This is a genomic window from Staphylococcus arlettae (genome assembly GCF_025560845.1).
GTDB lineage: Bacteria > Bacillota > Bacilli > Staphylococcales > Staphylococcaceae > Staphylococcus > Staphylococcus arlettae.
Genome location: NZ_CP094803.1, coordinates 2,405,412 through 2,423,711 on the forward strand (window position 1 = coordinate 2,405,412; position 18,300 = coordinate 2,423,711).

The following is an 18,300-nucleotide window of genomic DNA, read 5'->3' on the forward strand; positions in this document are numbered from 1 at the left end:
AATTAAGGGGTCAGTTATATGCCGAAACAACCGCTTTACCTCAATCTTTATGAAACTTTAAAACAACAAATCATTGAAGGTCAATATCATGCTGATGATAAATTCCCTTCTAAACGTGCTTTAGGTGCACATTTGTCAGTCAGTAATACTACTATCGAACATGCCTATCAAATTTTATTAGATGAAGGGTTTATTTATGCTAAACCGCGTTCTGGTTATTATGTGTCAGATATTGAATCTTTACCTGTTATTTATAAAAATGATACACCACAACCTTCCCATGTCGATAATCAAGAAAAAAACGAAGAGACTATACATCACAAATACGCTTTTAATATGGCAGAAATTGACGCTGAATATTTTCCAATGCAACAATTTAGACGACATGCGCGTGATATCTTTGAAGATGATCAACGTGCTTTGCTACAACATCGTGATTCACAAGGCTTAAAAGAATTAAGACAAGAAATAGCACATTATTTATTTAATAGCCGTGGCGTGACCAGCCATCCAAATCAAATTATTATCGGTTCATCGACTGAACAACTCATTAATTTATTAACGGATATCTTAGATGATCAATCATTTATTATAGAACAACCTAGTTATCCTCCAATTAAGCAAGTGTTGGATAAAAAACAAATACCTTATTTACAAGTTCCTGTTACACCTACTGGAATTGATATTGACGCATTTAAACAAAGTAAGCATCATGTTGCCTATGTTACGCCATCCCATCAGTTTCCAACTGGTTATGTCATGAACCTAAAAAAAAGAACCCAACTGATTCATTGGGCTCAAAAAGATGACAATCGTTATATTATTGAAGATGATTATGATTCTGAGTTTCGCTTTTCCGGGAAACCTATTCCGGCCTTACAAAGTCTAGATACTAAAGATAAAGTGATATATATTAGTACTTTCTCGAAATCTTTATATCCGAGTTGTCGAATTGCATATGTCGTTCTACCTAACCCATTACTCACACGATATCAGCAACTTCCGTACAAAGAAGGTAATACCGTACCAATGCATTTACAACAATTAGTAGCGAATTTCATGCACTCTGGCAGCTTTGAACGTCACCTTAATAAAATGAGAACTGTTTATAGTGATAAGCTCAAATTTATTTTAGAACGACTGAAACCCTATGCAAACCAATTACAAATTGAAGGCGCATTAACAGGAATGCATTTTACCTTAACTATTACTAACGGTAGCACATTAGAAGAATGCTTAAAACAAGCGTCTGATCACCAAGTAAAGGTCGTTCCAATGAACCAATATAATCCAAAAGAGACACAACCCAAATTTATCATTGGATTTGGAGGTATACCAAAAGCAGCACTCCAAAGTCATACAGATGCATTGATTAATGCCTTTGTAAAATAAGATTAGTAGTACTTTACATGTAATGCATTTAAAGTAGTACTTTGCATGCAATGCATTAGTACTACTTATGCAATTGCTCCAGCAATTGTATACCTTTTTACCTCGTAACTTTCTACTTTTATAATAAAGACCTTACGGTCTAGATAGTATATTTTAAAGATAAAAAAAGAAACCTCTCGGTCTCGGCTCTAAAGTAGTACTTTGCATGTCATGCATTAGTACTACTTATGCAATTGTTTTAACAATTGTATACTTTTGCCTGGCAACGTCCTACTCTAGCGGGATGTTAACCACTACCATCGGCGCTAAGGGCTTTCGGCTTGTGGCAAGCGTTCGCATCTATCCTCTTTCAACTTGCTCCTGACTTGCTTACCTCTCGTAAGCGCGTTGCGTCACAAGTTTCATTCGTCAGCTTCAATCGCTTTCACTTCGCCTCGTTTCTACTTTTATAATAAAGACCTTACGGTCTAGTTTGTATATTTTTCAACATAAAAAAAGAGACCTCTCGGTCTCGGCTCTAAAGTAGTACTTTGCATGCAATGCATTAGTACTACTTATGCAATTGTTTTAACAATTGTATACTTTTGCCTGGCAACGTCCTACTCTAGCGGGATGTAAATCCAACTACCATCGGCGCTAAGGAGCTTAACTTCTGTGTTCGGCATGGGAACAGGTGTGACCTCCTTGCCATTGTCACCAGACAATGTATGTGAATGTAAGTTATACATTCAAAACTAGATAGTAAGTAAAATAAGTGAACCAAGTAAAACCTATTAAAATTGATTAAGTCTTCGATCGATTAGTATTCGTCAGCTCCACATATCACTATGCTTCCACCTCGAACCTATTAACCTCATCATCTTTGAGGGATCTTATAACCGAAGTTGGGAAATCTCATCTTGAGGGGGGCTTCATGCTTAGATGCTTTCAGCACTTATCCCGTCCATACATAGCTACCCAGCGATGCCGTTGGCACGACAACTGGTACACCAGAGGTATGTCCATCCCGGTCCTCTCGTACTAAGGACAGCTCCTCTCAAATTTCCTACGCCCACGACGGATAGGGACCGAACTGTCTCACGACGTTCTGAACCCAGCTCGCGTACCGCTTTAATGGGCGAACAGCCCAACCCTTGGGACCGACTACAGCCCCAGGATGCGATGAGCCGACATCGAGGTGCCAAACCTCCCCGTCGATGTGAACTCTTGGGGGAGATAAGCCTGTTATCCCCGGGGTAGCTTTTATCCGTTGAGCGATGGCCCTTCCATGCGGAACCACCGGATCACTAAGTCCGTCTTTCGACCCTGCTCGACTTGTAAGTCTCGCAGTCAAGCTCCCTTATGCCTTTACACTCTGTGAATGATTTCCAACCATTCTGAGGGAACCTTTGAGCGCCTCCGTTACTCTTTAGGAGGCGACCGCCCCAGTCAAACTGTCCATCTGACACTGTCTCCCACCATGATAAATGGTGCGGGTTAGAAATCCAACACAGCGAGGGTAGTATCCCACCAACGCCTCCACGTAAGCTAGCGCTCACGTATCTAAGGCTCCTACCTATCCTGTACAAGCTGTGCCGAATTTCAATATCAGACTACAGTAAAGCTCCACGGGGTCTTTCCGTCCTGTCGCGGGTAACCTGCATCTTCACAGGTACTATGATTTCACCGAGTCTCTCGTTGAGACAGTGCCCAAATCGTTACGCCTTTCGTGCGGGTCGGAACTTACCCGACAAGGAATTTCGCTACCTTAGGACCGTTATAGTTACGGCCGCCGTTTACTGGGGCTTCGATTCGTAGCTTCGCAGAAGCTAACCACTCCTCTTAACCTTCCAGCACCGGGCAGGCGTCAGCCCCTATACATCACCTTACGGTTTAGCAGAGACCTGTGTTTTTGATAAACAGTCGCTTGGGCCTATTCACTGCGGCTTTCCTGGGCGTGAACCCTAGAAAGCACCCCTTCTCCCGAAGTTACGGGGTCATTTTGCCGAGTTCCTTAACGAGAGTTCGCTCGCTCACCTTAGAATTCTCATCTTGACTACCTGTGTCGGTTTGCGGTACGGGCACCATAATTCTAGCTAGAGGATTTTCTTGGCAGTGTGAAATCAACGACTCGAGGAATAAATTCCTCTCCCCATCACAGCTTGACCTTAATGAGTACCGGATTTGCCTAATACTCAGTCTTACTGCTTGGACGTACAATCCAATCGTACGCTTCGCCTATCCTACTGCGTCCCCCCATCGCTTAAAACGAATTGAGGTGGTACAGGAATATCAACCTGTTGTCCATCGCCTACGCCTTTCGGCCTCAGCTTAGGTCCCGACTAACCCAGAGCGGACGAGCCTTCCTCTGGAAACCTTAGTCAATCGGTGGACGGGATTCTCACCCGTCTTTCGCTACTCACACCGGCATTCTCACTTCTAAGCGCTCCACATGTCCTTGCGATCATGCTTCAACGCCCTTAGAACGCTCTCCTACCATTGTCCTACGGACAATCCACAGCTTCGGTAATATGTTTAGCCCCGGTACATTTTCGGCGCAGTGTCACTCGACTAGTGAGCTATTACGCACTCTTTAAATGATGGCTGCTTCTAAGCCAACATCCTAGTTGTCTGGGCAACGCCACATCCTTTTCCACTTAACATATATTTTGGGACCTTAGCTGGTGGTCTGGGCTGTTTCCCTTTCGAACACGGACCTTATCACCCATGTTCTGACTCCCAAGTTAAATTGATTGGCATTCGGAGTTTGTCTGAATTCGGTAACCCGAGAAGGGCCCCTCGTCCAAACAGTGCTCTACCTCCAATAATCATCACTTGAGGCTAGCCCTAAAGCTATTTCGGAGAGAACCAGCTATCTCCAGGTTCGATTGGAATTTCTCCGCTACCCACAACTCATCCGCTCACTTTTCAACGTAAGTCGGTTCGGCCCTCCATTCAGTGTTACCTGAACTTCAGCCTGGTCATGGGTAGATCACCTGGTTTCGGGTCTACGACCAAATACTCAACGCCCTATTCAGACTCGCTTTCGCTGTGGCTCCACATTTGCTGCTTAACCTTGCATCAGATCGTAACTCGCCGGTTCATTCTACAAAAGGCACGCCATCACCCATTAACGGGCTCTGACTACTTGTAAGCACACGGTTTCAAGTTCTCTTTCACTCCCCTTCCGGGGTACTTTTCACCTTTCCCTCACGGTACTGGTTCACTATCGGTCACTAGAGAGTATTTAGCCTTGGGAGATGGTCCTCCCGGATTCCGACGGAATTCCACGTGCTCCGTCGTACTCAGGATCCACTCAAGAGTGTATAAATTTTCGACTACAGGATTATTACCTTCTTTGATTTATCTTTCCAGATAATTCGTCTAATTTATACATTTGTAACTCCGTATAGAGTGTCCTACAACCCCAATAAGCAAGCTTATTGGTTTGGGCTCTTCCCGTTTCGCTCGCCGCTACTCAGGGAATCGATTTTTCTTTCTCTTCCTCCGGGTACTAAGATGTTTCAGTTCTCCGGGTATGCCTTCAGACATGATATATATTCACATGTCGATAACACGACATAACTCGTGCTGGGTTTCCCCATTCGGAAATCTCTGGATCACAGCTTACTTACAGCTCCCCAAAGCATATCGTCGTTAGTAACGTCCTTCATCGGCTTCTAGTGCCAAGGCATCCACCGTGCGCCCTTAATAACTTAATCGTTTGTTTAAATCAAACATTGTTTCATTTAAACCCAAAATGTTATTAATCTGTGAGTGTTCTTTCGAACACTAGCGATTATTTGTTTTGAATTCAAGCTTTTTCAAACTTTAATTCACTCGGTTTTGCTTGGTAAAATCTATATTTTACTTACTTATCTAGTTTTCAATGTACAATAAAATAAAAATGGTGGGCCTAAGTGGACTCGAACCACCGACCTCACGCTTATCAGGCGTGCGCTCTAACCAGCTGAGCTATAGGCCCTCATCTATTATTTATGTTGAATCCTCAAATTATGAGCATTCAAAACTGAATACAATATGTCAATGTTATTCCTTTTTCAACTTCGTAGAAGTTGTTCCGAATATATCCTTAGAAAGGAGGTGATCCAGCCGCACCTTCCGATACGGCTACCTTGTTACGACTTCACCCCAATCATTTGTCCCACCTTCGACGGCTAGCTCCATAAATGGTTACTCCACCGGCTTCGGGTGTTACAAACTCTCGTGGTGTGACGGGCGGTGTGTACAAGACCCGGGAACGTATTCACCGTAGCATGCTGATCTACGATTACTAGCGATTCCAGCTTCATGTAGTCGAGTTGCAGACTACAATCCGAACTGAGAACAACTTTATGGGATTTGCATGACCTCGCGGTTTAGCTGCCCTTTGTATTGTCCATTGTAGCACGTGTGTAGCCCAAATCATAAGGGGCATGATGATTTGACGTCATCCCCACCTTCCTCCGGTTTGTCACCGGCAGTCAACCTAGAGTGCCCAACTAAATGCTGGCAACTAAGTTTAAGGGTTGCGCTCGTTGCGGGACTTAACCCAACATCTCACGACACGAGCTGACGACAACCATGCACCACCTGTCACTTTGTCCCCCGAAGGGGAAAACTCTATCTCTAGAGTGGTCAAAGGATGTCAAGATTTGGTAAGGTTCTTCGCGTTGCTTCGAATTAAACCACATGCTCCACCGCTTGTGCGGGTCCCCGTCAATTCCTTTGAGTTTCAACCTTGCGGTCGTACTCCCCAGGCGGAGTGCTTAATGCGTTAGCTGCAGCACTAAGGGGCGGAAACCCCCTAACACTTAGCACTCATCGTTTACGGCGTGGACTACCAGGGTATCTAATCCTGTTTGATCCCCACGCTTTCGCACATCAGCGTCAGTTACAGACCAGAAAGTCGCCTTCGCCACTGGTGTTCCTCCATATCTCTGCGCATTTCACCGCTACACATGGAATTCCACTTTCCTCTTCTGCACTCAAGTCTCCCAGTTTCCAATGACCCTCCACGGTTGAGCCGTGGGCTTTCACATCAGACTTAAGAAACCGCCTACGCGCGCTTTACGCCCAATAATTCCGGATAACGCTTGCCACCTACGTATTACCGCGGCTGCTGGCACGTAGTTAGCCGTGGCTTTCTGATTAGGTACCGTCAAGACGTGCACAGTTACTTACACGTTTGTTCTTCCCTAATAACAGAGTTTTACGAGCCGAAACCCTTCATCACTCACGCGGCGTTGCTCCGTCAGGCTTTCGCCCATTGCGGAAGATTCCCTACTGCTGCCTCCCGTAGGAGTCTGGACCGTGTCTCAGTTCCAGTGTGGCCGATCACCCTCTCAGGTCGGCTACGTATCGTTGCCTTGGTAAGCCGTTACCTTACCAACTAGCTAATACGGCGCGGGTCCATCTATAAGTGATAGCAAAACCATCTTTCACTTTAGAACCATGCGGTTCTAAATGTTATCCGGCATTAGCCCCGGTTTCCCGGAGTTATTCCAGTCTTATAGGTAGGTTACCCACGTGTTACTCACCCGTCCGCCGCTAACGTCAAAGGAGCAAGCTCCTTATCTGTTCGCTCGACTTGCATGTATTAGGCACGCCGCCAGCGTTCATCCTGAGCCAGGATCAAACTCTCCATAAAAAATTATGATGTTTGATTAGCTCATAAAATACTAATTTGTGTGTTATCTCTAACACATTTAAACCAACGATCGTTGTCGTTGCGTTTGGAATTAACGTTGACATATTGCGATTCAGTTTTCAATGTTCATTTCTTTTACCGACAAGAATTAATTATACATGAATCAACTTATAAAGTCAATAATGAAATAAAATTATTTTTTTATCGATAAAACTTCCATAAAAAAACGACCTTACGGTCAAAATGGAATTGCCTGGCAACGTCCTACTCTAGCGGGATGTAAATCCAACTACCATCGGCGCTAAGGAGCTTAACTTCTGTGTTCGGCATGGGAACAGGTGTGACCTCCTTGCCATTGTCACCAGACAATGTATGTGAATGTAAGTTATACATTCAAAACTAGATAGTAAGTAAAATAAGTGAACCAAGTAAAACCTATTAAAATTGATTAAGTCTTCGATCGATTAGTATTCGTCAGCTCCACATATCACTATGCTTCCACCTCGAACCTATTAACCTCATCATCTTTGAGGGATCTTATAACCGAAGTTGGGAAATCTCATCTTGAGGGGGGCTTCATGCTTAGATGCTTTCAGCACTTATCCCGTCCATACATAGCTACCCAGCGATGCCGTTGGCACGACAACTGGTACACCAGAGGTATGTCCATCCCGGTCCTCTCGTACTAAGGACAGCTCCTCTCAAATTTCCTACGCCCACGACGGATAGGGACCGAACTGTCTCACGACGTTCTGAACCCAGCTCGCGTACCGCTTTAATGGGCGAACAGCCCAACCCTTGGGACCGACTACAGCCCCAGGATGCGATGAGCCGACATCGAGGTGCCAAACCTCCCCGTCGATGTGAACTCTTGGGGGAGATAAGCCTGTTATCCCCGGGGTAGCTTTTATCCGTTGAGCGATGGCCCTTCCATGCGGAACCACCGGATCACTAAGTCCGTCTTTCGACCCTGCTCGACTTGTAAGTCTCGCAGTCAAGCTCCCTTATGCCTTTACACTCTGTGAATGATTTCCAACCATTCTGAGGGAACCTTTGAGCGCCTCCGTTACTCTTTAGGAGGCGACCGCCCCAGTCAAACTGTCCATCTGACACTGTCTCCCACCATGATAAATGGTGCGGGTTAGAAATCCAACACAGCGAGGGTAGTATCCCACCAACGCCTCCACGTAAGCTAGCGCTCACGTATCTAAGGCTCCTACCTATCCTGTACAAGCTGTGCCGAATTTCAATATCAGACTACAGTAAAGCTCCACGGGGTCTTTCCGTCCTGTCGCGGGTAACCTGCATCTTCACAGGTACTATGATTTCACCGAGTCTCTCGTTGAGACAGTGCCCAAATCGTTACGCCTTTCGTGCGGGTCGGAACTTACCCGACAAGGAATTTCGCTACCTTAGGACCGTTATAGTTACGGCCGCCGTTTACTGGGGCTTCGATTCGTAGCTTCGCAGAAGCTAACCACTCCTCTTAACCTTCCAGCACCGGGCAGGCGTCAGCCCCTATACATCACCTTACGGTTTAGCAGAGACCTGTGTTTTTGATAAACAGTCGCTTGGGCCTATTCACTGCGGCTTTCCTGGGCGTGAACCCTAGAAAGCACCCCTTCTCCCGAAGTTACGGGGTCATTTTGCCGAGTTCCTTAACGAGAGTTCGCTCGCTCACCTTAGAATTCTCATCTTGACTACCTGTGTCGGTTTGCGGTACGGGCACCATAATTCTAGCTAGAGGATTTTCTTGGCAGTGTGAAATCAACGACTCGAGGAATAAATTCCTCTCCCCATCACAGCTTGACCTTAATGAGTACCGGATTTGCCTAATACTCAGTCTTACTGCTTGGACGTACAATCCAATCGTACGCTTCGCCTATCCTACTGCGTCCCCCCATCGCTTAAAACGAATTGAGGTGGTACAGGAATATCAACCTGTTGTCCATCGCCTACGCCTTTCGGCCTCAGCTTAGGTCCCGACTAACCCAGAGCGGACGAGCCTTCCTCTGGAAACCTTAGTCAATCGGTGGACGGGATTCTCACCCGTCTTTCGCTACTCACACCGGCATTCTCACTTCTAAGCGCTCCACATGTCCTTGCGATCATGCTTCAACGCCCTTAGAACGCTCTCCTACCATTGTCCTACGGACAATCCACAGCTTCGGTAATATGTTTAGCCCCGGTACATTTTCGGCGCAGTGTCACTCGACTAGTGAGCTATTACGCACTCTTTAAATGATGGCTGCTTCTAAGCCAACATCCTAGTTGTCTGGGCAACGCCACATCCTTTTCCACTTAACATATATTTTGGGACCTTAGCTGGTGGTCTGGGCTGTTTCCCTTTCGAACACGGACCTTATCACCCATGTTCTGACTCCCAAGTTAAATTGATTGGCATTCGGAGTTTGTCTGAATTCGGTAACCCGAGAAGGGCCCCTCGTCCAAACAGTGCTCTACCTCCAATAATCATCACTTGAGGCTAGCCCTAAAGCTATTTCGGAGAGAACCAGCTATCTCCAGGTTCGATTGGAATTTCTCCGCTACCCACAACTCATCCGCTCACTTTTCAACGTAAGTCGGTTCGGCCCTCCATTCAGTGTTACCTGAACTTCAGCCTGGTCATGGGTAGATCACCTGGTTTCGGGTCTACGACCAAATACTCAACGCCCTATTCAGACTCGCTTTCGCTGTGGCTCCACATTTGCTGCTTAACCTTGCATCAGATCGTAACTCGCCGGTTCATTCTACAAAAGGCACGCCATCACCCATTAACGGGCTCTGACTACTTGTAAGCACACGGTTTCAAGTTCTCTTTCACTCCCCTTCTGGGGTACTTTTCACCTTTCCCTCACGGTACTGGTTCACTATCGGTCACTAGAGAGTATTTAGCCTTGGGAGATGGTCCTCCCGGATTCCGACGGAATTCCACGTGCTCCGTCGTACTCAGGATCCACTCAAGAGTGTATAAATTTTCGACTACAGGATTATTACCTTCTTTGATTTATCTTTCCAGATAATTCGTCTAATTTATACATTTGTAACTCCGTATAGAGTGTCCTACAACCCCAATAAGCAAGCTTATTGGTTTGGGCTCTTCCCGTTTCGCTCGCCGCTACTCAGGGAATCGATTTTTCTTTCTCTTCCTCCGGGTACTAAGATGTTTCAGTTCTCCGGGTATGCCTTCAGACATGATATATATTCACATGTCGATAACACGACATAACTCGTGCTGGGTTTCCCCATTCGGAAATCTCTGGATCACAGCTTACTTACAGCTCCCCAAAGCATATCGTCGTTAGTAACGTCCTTCATCGGCTTCTAGTGCCAAGGCATCCACCGTGCGCCCTTAATAACTTAATCGTTTGTTTAAATCAAACATCGTTTCATTTAAACCCAAAATGTTATTAATCTGTGAGTGTTCTTTCGAACACTAGCGATTATTTGTTTTGAATTCAAGCTTTTTCAAACTTTAATTCACTCGGTTTTGCTTGGTAAAATCTATATTTTACTTACTTATCTAGTTTTCAATGTACAATTTATGTTGAATCCTCAAATTATGAGCATTCAAAACTGAATACAATATGTCAATGTTATTCCTTTTTCAACTTCGTAGAAGTTGTTCCGAATATATCCTTAGAAAGGAGGTGATCCAGCCGCACCTTCCGATACGGCTACCTTGTTACGACTTCACCCCAATCATTTGTCCCACCTTCGACGGCTAGCTCCATAAATGGTTACTCCACCGGCTTCGGGTGTTACAAACTCTCGTGGTGTGACGGGCGGTGTGTACAAGACCCGGGAACGTATTCACCGTAGCATGCTGATCTACGATTACTAGCGATTCCAGCTTCATGTAGTCGAGTTGCAGACTACAATCCGAACTGAGAACAACTTTATGGGATTTGCATGACCTCGCGGTTTAGCTGCCCTTTGTATTGTCCATTGTAGCACGTGTGTAGCCCAAATCATAAGGGGCATGATGATTTGACGTCATCCCCACCTTCCTCCGGTTTGTCACCGGCAGTCAACCTAGAGTGCCCAACTAAATGCTGGCAACTAAGTTTAAGGGTTGCGCTCGTTGCGGGACTTAACCCAACATCTCACGACACGAGCTGACGACAACCATGCACCACCTGTCACTTTGTCCCCCGAAGGGGAAAACTCTATCTCTAGAGTGGTCAAAGGATGTCAAGATTTGGTAAGGTTCTTCGCGTTGCTTCGAATTAAACCACATGCTCCACCGCTTGTGCGGGTCCCCGTCAATTCCTTTGAGTTTCAACCTTGCGGTCGTACTCCCCAGGCGGAGTGCTTAATGCGTTAGCTGCAGCACTAAGGGGCGGAAACCCCCTAACACTTAGCACTCATCGTTTACGGCGTGGACTACCAGGGTATCTAATCCTGTTTGATCCCCACGCTTTCGCACATCAGCGTCAGTTACAGACCAGAAAGTCGCCTTCGCCACTGGTGTTCCTCCATATCTCTGCGCATTTCACCGCTACACATGGAATTCCACTTTCCTCTTCTGCACTCAAGTCTCCCAGTTTCCAATGACCCTCCACGGTTGAGCCGTGGGCTTTCACATCAGACTTAAGAAACCGCCTACGCGCGCTTTACGCCCAATAATTCCGGATAACGCTTGCCACCTACGTATTACCGCGGCTGCTGGCACGTAGTTAGCCGTGGCTTTCTGATTAGGTACCGTCAAGACGTGCACAGTTACTTACACGTTTGTTCTTCCCTAATAACAGAGTTTTACGAGCCGAAACCCTTCATCACTCACGCGGCGTTGCTCCGTCAGGCTTTCGCCCATTGCGGAAGATTCCCTACTGCTGCCTCCCGTAGGAGTCTGGACCGTGTCTCAGTTCCAGTGTGGCCGATCACCCTCTCAGGTCGGCTACGTATCGTTGCCTTGGTAAGCCGTTACCTTACCAACTAGCTAATACGGCGCGGGTCCATCTATAAGTGATAGCAAAACCATCTTTCACTTTAGAACCATGCGGTTCTAAATGTTATCCGGCATTAGCCCCGGTTTCCCGGAGTTATTCCAGTCTTATAGGTAGGTTACCCACGTGTTACTCACCCGTCCGCCGCTAACGTCAAAGGAGCAAGCTCCTTATCTGTTCGCTCGACTTGCATGTATTAGGCACGCCGCCAGCGTTCATCCTGAGCCAGGATCAAACTCTCCATAAAAAATTATGATGTTTGATTAGCTCATAAATACTAATTGTGTGTTATCTCTAACACGTTTAAACCAACGATCTTGTCGTTGCGTTTGGAATTAAAGTTGACATATTGCGATTCAGTTTTCAATGTTCATATCTTTATTAAATAATGGTGGAGACTAGCGGGATCGAACCGCTGACCTCCTGCGTGCAAAGCAGGCGCTCTCCCATCTGAGCTAAGCCCCCATTTTTAAAAGAGTCGGGAAGACAGGATTCGAACCTGCGACCCCTTGGTCCCAAACCAAGTGCTCTACCAAGCTGAGCTACTTCCCGTATATAGTTGTAAAATAATAATGGCGCGCCCGATAGGAGTCGAACCCATAACCTCTTGATCCGTAGTCAAACGCTCTATCCAGTTGAGCTACGGGCGCTAAATTAAAAGATGGTGCCGAGGACCGGAATCGAACCGGTACGATAATCACTTATCGCAGGATTTTAAGTCCTGTGCGTCTGCCAGTTCCGCCACCCCGGCACTATCAAATAAATGGAGCAGAAGACGGGATTCGAACCCGCGACCCCAACCTTGGCAAGGTTGTATTCTACCGCTGAACTACTTCTGCAAATATATTAAATTAAAATCTTGATGAGCCATAGAGGATTCGAACCTCTGACCCTCTGATTAAAAGTCAGATGCTCTACCAACTGAGCTAATGGCTCATGAGATGGTGCCGGCCAGAGGACTTGAACCCCCAACCTACTGATTACAAGTCAGTTGCTCTACCAGTTGAGCTAGGCCGGCTAAAAATGGTGGAGAATGACGGGTTCGAACCGCCGACCCTCTGCTTGTAAGGCAGATGCTCTCCCAGCTGAGCTAATTCTCCGTGTATGTATTCGCCTGGTAACGTCCTACTCTAGCGGGATGTAAATCCAACTACCATCGGCGCTAAAGAGCTTAACTTCTGTGTTCGGCATGGGAACAGGTGTGACCTCTTTGGCATTGCCACCAGACAATTAACTTACCTTTTAAATAATACATTGTTTTGCAATCACTTGCAATAGTCAATTTTACACTTCATTAAAATGTTTTTAACATTTCATTTACAAAATCATTTTTCGAAGCAAGTTGTTTTTGACGACTTTTATATATTACTTCATTTTCTACAAAGTGTCAATCACTTTTTCACTTTTTTTATTAATTGTTGTTCTTAATAGTTAAGACTCACAATTACTGTGTTGAGTAGTGTTTCCTCAACTCGACTTGATTAAGTCTATCACAGAAATCTATTCATTTCTACTGTTTTTTAAGATTAATTTTATATTTTATTCATACAATATTCTTTTAAAGTTTCTTATTACTTCATTTTCTATTTAAAATATTAATACTATATTTGTAAAATGAATGCAAACAAAAAGCCATCATCTATTTATAACACACATAGATGATGGCTTTGTTAAGCGACTATTTTATTTTTGTTTCATTGTTGGGAACAGTAATACGTCTCTGATAGACGCTGAATTAGTTAACAACATAACCAATCTATCAATACCAATACCTAAACCACCTGTTGGCGGCATACCATATTCTAATGCTTCGATAAAGTCTTCATCCATTTCATGCGCTTCATCATTACCTTCTTCTTTTTCGACTAATTGTGCTTCAAAGCGTTCACGTTGATCGATTGGATCATTTAGTTCTGTAAAGGCATTTGCGTGTTCTCTACCAACGATAAATAATTCAAAACGATCTGTATAACGTGGATCTTCTGGATTCTTTTTCGCCAATGGAGAAATTTCAATAGGATGACCATATACGAATGTTGGTTGCATCAATGTTTCTTCGACTTTTTGTTCGAAAAATTCATTTAAAATATGTCCATATTTCATATTATCTGTAATTTCAATGCCATGTTCTTTTGCTAGGTTTTTAGCTTCTTCATCTGTTTCTACTTCATAGAAATTGACACCAGTAGTCTCTTTCACTGCATCTACCATGTGCACACGTTTCCATGGGGACTCTAAATCTATTGTGTCTTCACCATATTGTACTTTCGCACTTCCAAATACATTGTTTGCAATTTCTCTTACCATAGATTCAGTCAAGTCCATGATATCTTTATAATCTGCGTATGCCTCATATAATTCTATCATCGTAAATTCAGGGTTGTGACGCGTTGATACGCCTTCGTTTCTAAACACACGCCCAATTTCATATACTTTTTCTAAACCACCAACAATTAAACGTTTCAAATGTAGTTCAATTGCTATACGCATATATAATGTAACATCTAGAGCATTGTGGTGTGTTACGAATGGTCTAGCTGCTGCACCTCCAGCGATTTGATGTAACATTGGTGTTTCTACTTCTAAGAATCCTTGTTTATTTAAGTAGTTACGCATTTCTTGTAAAATTTTACTGCGGTTGATGAATGTTTGTGTACTTTCTTGGTTGGTAATTAAATCTAAATAACGTTGACGATAACGTTGTTCGATATCTTGTAAGCCGTGGAATTTATCTGGCAATGGACGTAATGATTTTGTTAGTAATGTGAATGATTTTGCTTTAACTGAAAGTTCACCTGTATTTGTTTTAAACATTACACCGTCGACACCAACGATATCACCTAGATCAGATGAATTCCATATTGCAAATTGATCTTCTCCTACTTGGTCTTTACGTACGTATATTTGAATTTGACCTGATAAATCTTGTACATGGGCAAAGCCAGCTTTACCTTTACCTCTTTTAGTCATTATGCGTCCTGCAATAACCACTTGACTTTCTTCTTCTTTGTCATGTAACTCATCTTTAGTAAAGGCATCCCAATCATGATGGAGTTGGTCTGCTTCCGCAGTACGGTCAAAACGTTTTCCGAATGGATCAATTCCTAAATCGTATAACTCTTGTAGTTTTTGGCGACGCACCTGCATTTGGTCATTCAATTCTTCTGACATTTACTTTCTCTCCTTTATGCTTCTTGTTCTACTTTTGTTCTGTTTGACACGCTTCTAGTACATTAATCATTGCTAGCTCTGTTTCTAATTGGTTTAGCTTTTTTTGTGCTTTTTTTGTGCTTTTGTTATCATCTAGATCCTTTAGATACCAACAGGCATTTTTACATTATACTATGACGCCAACTTTTCACCTTTTAATTTTACTAAACGATGCAAATGTAATAAAGTAATTTCTACTTTTAATAGTTGCTGCGTAATGTAATTTTCATCAATTCATCGACGGGTACTAATGTTTTCTACTTATCATTCATTACAACATCAATGCTAGTATTATCTAGACATTTTGTGCAAGCTTACGCTTTATACTTCTTTACTGAGTCATCTGGGATGACTAATTCTTCAATAGTTTTGTGTGAACGTGGTTCTTTATACGCACCCGCTATATCATTTAATGGAATTAAAACAAACGCACGTTCAAACATCCTAGGATGAGGTATAACAAGATCCGCTTCCTCTATAATGTCATCACCATAAAGTAAAATATCTACATCCAACGTTCTCGGACCCCAGCGTATATCTCTTACACGATGTAATTGATGTTCTGTTTGTAAGCATTTTTGTAATAACATTTTCGGTGTTAATGATGTTTCTACTTCTATGCATAAATTTAAAAATTGTGGTTGTTCTACGTAACCTACTGGTTCTGTTTCATAAACCGGGGATACTTGTGTCACGTTAATGTTTTCTGTATGGTCTAAAATCTCTATCGCTTGCTCTAATTGTGATAATCGGTCGCCTACATTACTACCTAAACCTAAATATGCATATGTCATTAGTCATTCTCCCTCACTATTTCGATTCCCACTCCATCATAGTGACCTGGAATTGGTGGGTTTTCTTTAGTGATTCTGACTTTCGTTTCCATTACACGATTATAGTGTGAATTTATACGTTTTGCAATACGTTCTGCTAGATGCTCTAACAAATTTACTGCTGTACCTTCCATAATTGCTTTCACATCTTCAAATACTTCACCATAATGTACTGTGTCAGCCACATCATCAGAATGTCCCGCTTCTGTCAAATCAACCTTTAGTGTAATATCGACAATAAATATTTGTCCGATTTCATTTTCTGCAGCTAGTGCTCCATGGTACCCGTAAAATTTCAGTCCATTAAGAAAGATTGTGTCGTGCATACTCATTCTCCTTTAAAAAATTTAAACTGTGACTAATCCTAGAGTTTAGTTGCACGTTATGTACCCTTACTCCTTGAACGCCTTTCATTATACCATATGCAGTCGTTGCTGCAGTCGCTTCATCACGTTCTAATGGTTCTGTATCATGTCCTATCATTTCTTTGATAAATCTTTTTCTGCTTGTTGCTAATAGTATCGGATACTCTGTCGCTACCAATTCATCTAGTCGTGCCATCACTTCATTTTCTTCTTCTCGTGTTTTAGCAAAACCAATACCTGGATCTAACCAAATTTTATGTTTTGGTATTCCTGCCATCTCTGCTTTATTTGCTTGTTTTAAGAGAGACACTAGCATTTCATCCATGACTGGCTCTGTTCTATGACCATCACCATTATGCATAAGTACAATTTCACATTCATATTTAGCTACAACATCAATCATTTTTTCATCGTATAGGCCCGCCCATTGATCATTAATCATTGTTGCGCCTAATTTCATAGCAGCCTCAGCAACTTCACTACGATAAGTATCGATAGACAATTGAACATCATATGGTGCTAAAGCTTTAACTACTGGCACTACACGTTCCAATTCTTCTTCAATGCTAATTTCTTCATATCCTGGACGTGTAGATATACCTCCGATATCAATAATATCTACGCCTTCGTCTATCATTTCTGTTGCGCGTTGAACTGCATTTTCAACTGTATTGTATTTGCCACCATCAGAAAATGAATCTGGTGTGACGTTAAGTATCCCCATAATCTTAGTTTGTCCCATGATGCTCTCCTTTTCACTTATAAATTCTATATTGGCAGATTATATACATTATTAATAATAACGCGATTTTCTATTTTTTTCAGTAGTAAGAGCTTAAATAATTGAACCTTATTCAGCTTATTGTTGTTATGTATAATCACAAAGAAACCGAGCACAATAAATGCGCTCGGTAAATGTAAATTGTTATATATTATATTATTAATTATCAAATGAATATAACGGTGTTGATAGGTAACGCTCACCATTACTTGGTAATACTGTTACAACTGTTTTGCCTTTACCTAATTCTTTGGCTTTTTCTAATGCAGCTACTATAGCAGCTCCAGATGAAATACCGCCTAAGATACCTTCTTCTTTAGCTACACGACGTGACATATCCATAGCTGTTTCGTTAGCTACTTTAATAATGTCGTCATATACTTCAGTATTTAGAGTGTCTGGTACGAAACCTGCACCTAAACCTTGTAATTTATGTGGTCCTGGTTCGCCACCGCTAAGTACTGGTGAATCTTCTGGTTCAATTGCGACAATTTGAACATCAGGGTAAGTTTCTTTTAGCACTTTACCAACACCACTTAGCGTACCGCCTGTACCAACACCAGCTAAGAATGCATCGATTGATTTACCTTCGAATTGATTAACTAACTCTGGACCTGTTGTTAATTCATGTACTTCTGGGTTAGCAGGGTTTTCGAATTGTTGTGGCTCGAAGTAACCTTTTTCTTCTTTTAGTTCTTTAGCTTTTTTAATAGCACCTTTCATCGCTTCAGCACCTGGAGTCAATACTACTTCTGCACCGTATGCTTTTAATAAGTTACGGCGTTCCTGACTCATTGTTTCTGGCATAGTGAAAACTGCATTATAACCTTTAGCAGCACAAACAAATGCTAAACCAATTCCAGTATTACCACTTGTTGGTTCTACAATAGTGTCCCCTGGTTTGATTTTACCGTCTTTTTCAGCTTTTTCAATCATTGCTAATGCAATACGGTCTTTAACAGAGCCACCTGGGTTTTGATATTCTAATTTTACGTATACATCTGCAGCATTTTCATCTGTTACTCTATTTAATTTAACTACGGGTGTATTACCTATTACGTCTACAATATTTTCGAATCTGTTGTTTGTCATAAAAAAATGCTCCTTTTAATAAAAGTTTAAGTTGGAAATAAAACTTACT

General features: G+C 42.9%; 6 protein-coding genes, 9 tRNA genes and 7 rRNA genes. 1 reads left to right on the top strand and 21 read right to left on the bottom strand.

Translation table 11 applies throughout. The features are described 5' to 3' along the window. Positions 1–18 precede the first annotated feature (18 nt). A complete protein-coding gene (gene pdxR / locus MUA37_RS11790) occupies positions 19–1,392 on the top strand; it encodes a MocR-like pyridoxine biosynthesis transcription factor PdxR (RefSeq protein ID WP_142019901.1) in 1,374 nt (457 codons plus the stop codon). A 586-nt stretch (positions 1,393–1,978) separates the two neighbouring features. On the opposite strand, the gene rrf (MUA37_RS11795) is transcribed toward pdxR, so the two are convergent. From rrf (MUA37_RS11795) to cysK, 21 genes are all read right to left on the bottom strand, one after another. Next, a 5S ribosomal RNA gene (gene rrf, locus MUA37_RS11795) occupies positions 1,979–2,093 on the bottom strand. Between the two features lie 78 nt (positions 2,094–2,171). Further along, a 23S ribosomal RNA gene (locus MUA37_RS11800) occupies positions 2,172–5,093 on the bottom strand. A 186-nt stretch (positions 5,094–5,279) separates the two neighbouring features. Further along, positions 5,280–5,356 (bottom strand) — tRNA-Ile (locus MUA37_RS11805). Between the two features lie 112 nt (positions 5,357–5,468). Further along, positions 5,469–7,021: ribosomal RNA gene (locus tag MUA37_RS11810) — 16S ribosomal RNA — on the bottom strand. Positions 7,022–7,272: 251 nt separating this feature from the next. After that, positions 7,273–7,387, bottom strand: a 5S ribosomal RNA gene (gene rrf, locus MUA37_RS11815). Positions 7,388–7,465: 78 nt separating this feature from the next. After that, positions 7,466–10,387: ribosomal RNA gene (locus tag MUA37_RS11820) — 23S ribosomal RNA — on the bottom strand. Positions 10,388–10,664: 277 nt separating this feature from the next. Further along, positions 10,665–12,217: ribosomal RNA gene (locus MUA37_RS11825) — 16S ribosomal RNA — on the bottom strand. Positions 12,218–12,359: 142 nt separating this feature from the next. Next, positions 12,360–12,435: transfer RNA gene (locus MUA37_RS11830), tRNA-Ala, on the bottom strand. A 13-nt stretch (positions 12,436–12,448) separates the two neighbouring features. Next, positions 12,449–12,522 (bottom strand) — tRNA-Pro (locus tag MUA37_RS11835). A 21-nt stretch (positions 12,523–12,543) separates the two neighbouring features. Next, positions 12,544–12,620: transfer RNA gene (locus tag MUA37_RS11840), tRNA-Arg, on the bottom strand. A gap of 12 nt (positions 12,621–12,632) precedes the next feature. Next, positions 12,633–12,721, bottom strand: a tRNA-Leu gene (locus MUA37_RS11845). 13 nt (positions 12,722–12,734) lie between these two features. After that, positions 12,735–12,809: transfer RNA gene (locus MUA37_RS11850), tRNA-Gly, on the bottom strand. A gap of 24 nt (positions 12,810–12,833) precedes the next feature. Continuing rightward, positions 12,834–12,906: transfer RNA gene (locus tag MUA37_RS11855), tRNA-Lys, on the bottom strand. Between the two features lie 6 nt (positions 12,907–12,912). After that, positions 12,913–12,988 (bottom strand) — tRNA-Thr (locus MUA37_RS11860). A 6-nt stretch (positions 12,989–12,994) separates the two neighbouring features. Continuing rightward, positions 12,995–13,070 (bottom strand) — tRNA-Val (locus MUA37_RS11865). A 12-nt stretch (positions 13,071–13,082) separates the two neighbouring features. After that, positions 13,083–13,197: ribosomal RNA gene (gene rrf, locus MUA37_RS11870) — 5S ribosomal RNA — on the bottom strand. The 16S, 23S and 5S rRNA genes sit together here with 9 tRNA genes alongside, the layout of an rRNA operon. 456 nt (positions 13,198–13,653) lie before the next feature. Next, positions 13,654–15,141, bottom strand: coding sequence for a lysine--tRNA ligase (gene lysS / locus MUA37_RS11875; RefSeq protein ID WP_002509819.1), 1,488 nt, complete (start codon positions 15,139–15,141; stop codon positions 13,654–13,656). 353 nt (positions 15,142–15,494) lie between these two features. Further along, on the bottom strand, positions 15,495–15,974 hold the full coding sequence (gene folK, locus MUA37_RS11880) for a 2-amino-4-hydroxy-6-hydroxymethyldihydropteridine diphosphokinase (protein WP_002509818.1): 480 nt from the start codon (positions 15,972–15,974) through the stop codon (positions 15,495–15,497). After that, complete coding sequence (folB, locus tag MUA37_RS11885) at positions 15,974–16,339, bottom strand: dihydroneopterin aldolase (RefSeq protein WP_002509817.1); 366 nt, start codon at positions 16,337–16,339, stop codon at positions 15,974–15,976. The genes folK and folB overlap by 1 nt, the downstream gene beginning before the upstream one ends. Then, positions 16,317–17,120, bottom strand: coding sequence for a dihydropteroate synthase (gene folP, locus MUA37_RS11890; RefSeq protein ID WP_112369444.1), 804 nt, complete (start codon positions 17,118–17,120; stop codon positions 16,317–16,319). The genes folB and folP overlap by 23 nt, the downstream gene beginning before the upstream one ends. 198 nt (positions 17,121–17,318) lie before the next feature. Continuing rightward, positions 17,319–18,251 carry a cysteine synthase A gene (gene cysK, locus MUA37_RS11895; protein WP_002509815.1) on the bottom strand — a complete coding sequence of 311 codons (933 nt, stop codon included), beginning with the start codon at positions 18,249–18,251 and terminating at the stop codon, positions 17,319–17,321. Positions 18,252–18,300 lie beyond the last annotated feature (49 nt).

Bases quoted from the DNA above. Each gene is read 5' to 3' on its own strand.
- pdxR (WP_142019901.1), top strand. From the start codon at position 19: ATGCCGAAACAACCGCTTTACCTCAATCTTTATGAAACTTTAAAACAA.
- lysS (WP_002509819.1), bottom strand. From the start codon at position 15,141: ATGTCAGAAGAATTGAATGACCAAATGCAGGTGCGTCGCCAAAAACTA.
- folK (WP_002509818.1), bottom strand. From the start codon at position 15,974: ATGACATATGCATATTTAGGTTTAGGTAGTAATGTAGGCGACCGATTA.
- folB (WP_002509817.1), bottom strand. From the start codon at position 16,339: ATGCACGACACAATCTTTCTTAATGGACTGAAATTTTACGGGTACCAT.
- folP (WP_112369444.1), bottom strand. From the start codon at position 17,120: ATGGGACAAACTAAGATTATGGGGATACTTAACGTCACACCAGATTCA.
- cysK (WP_002509815.1), bottom strand. From the start codon at position 18,251: ATGACAAACAACAGATTCGAAAATATTGTAGACGTAATAGGTAATACA.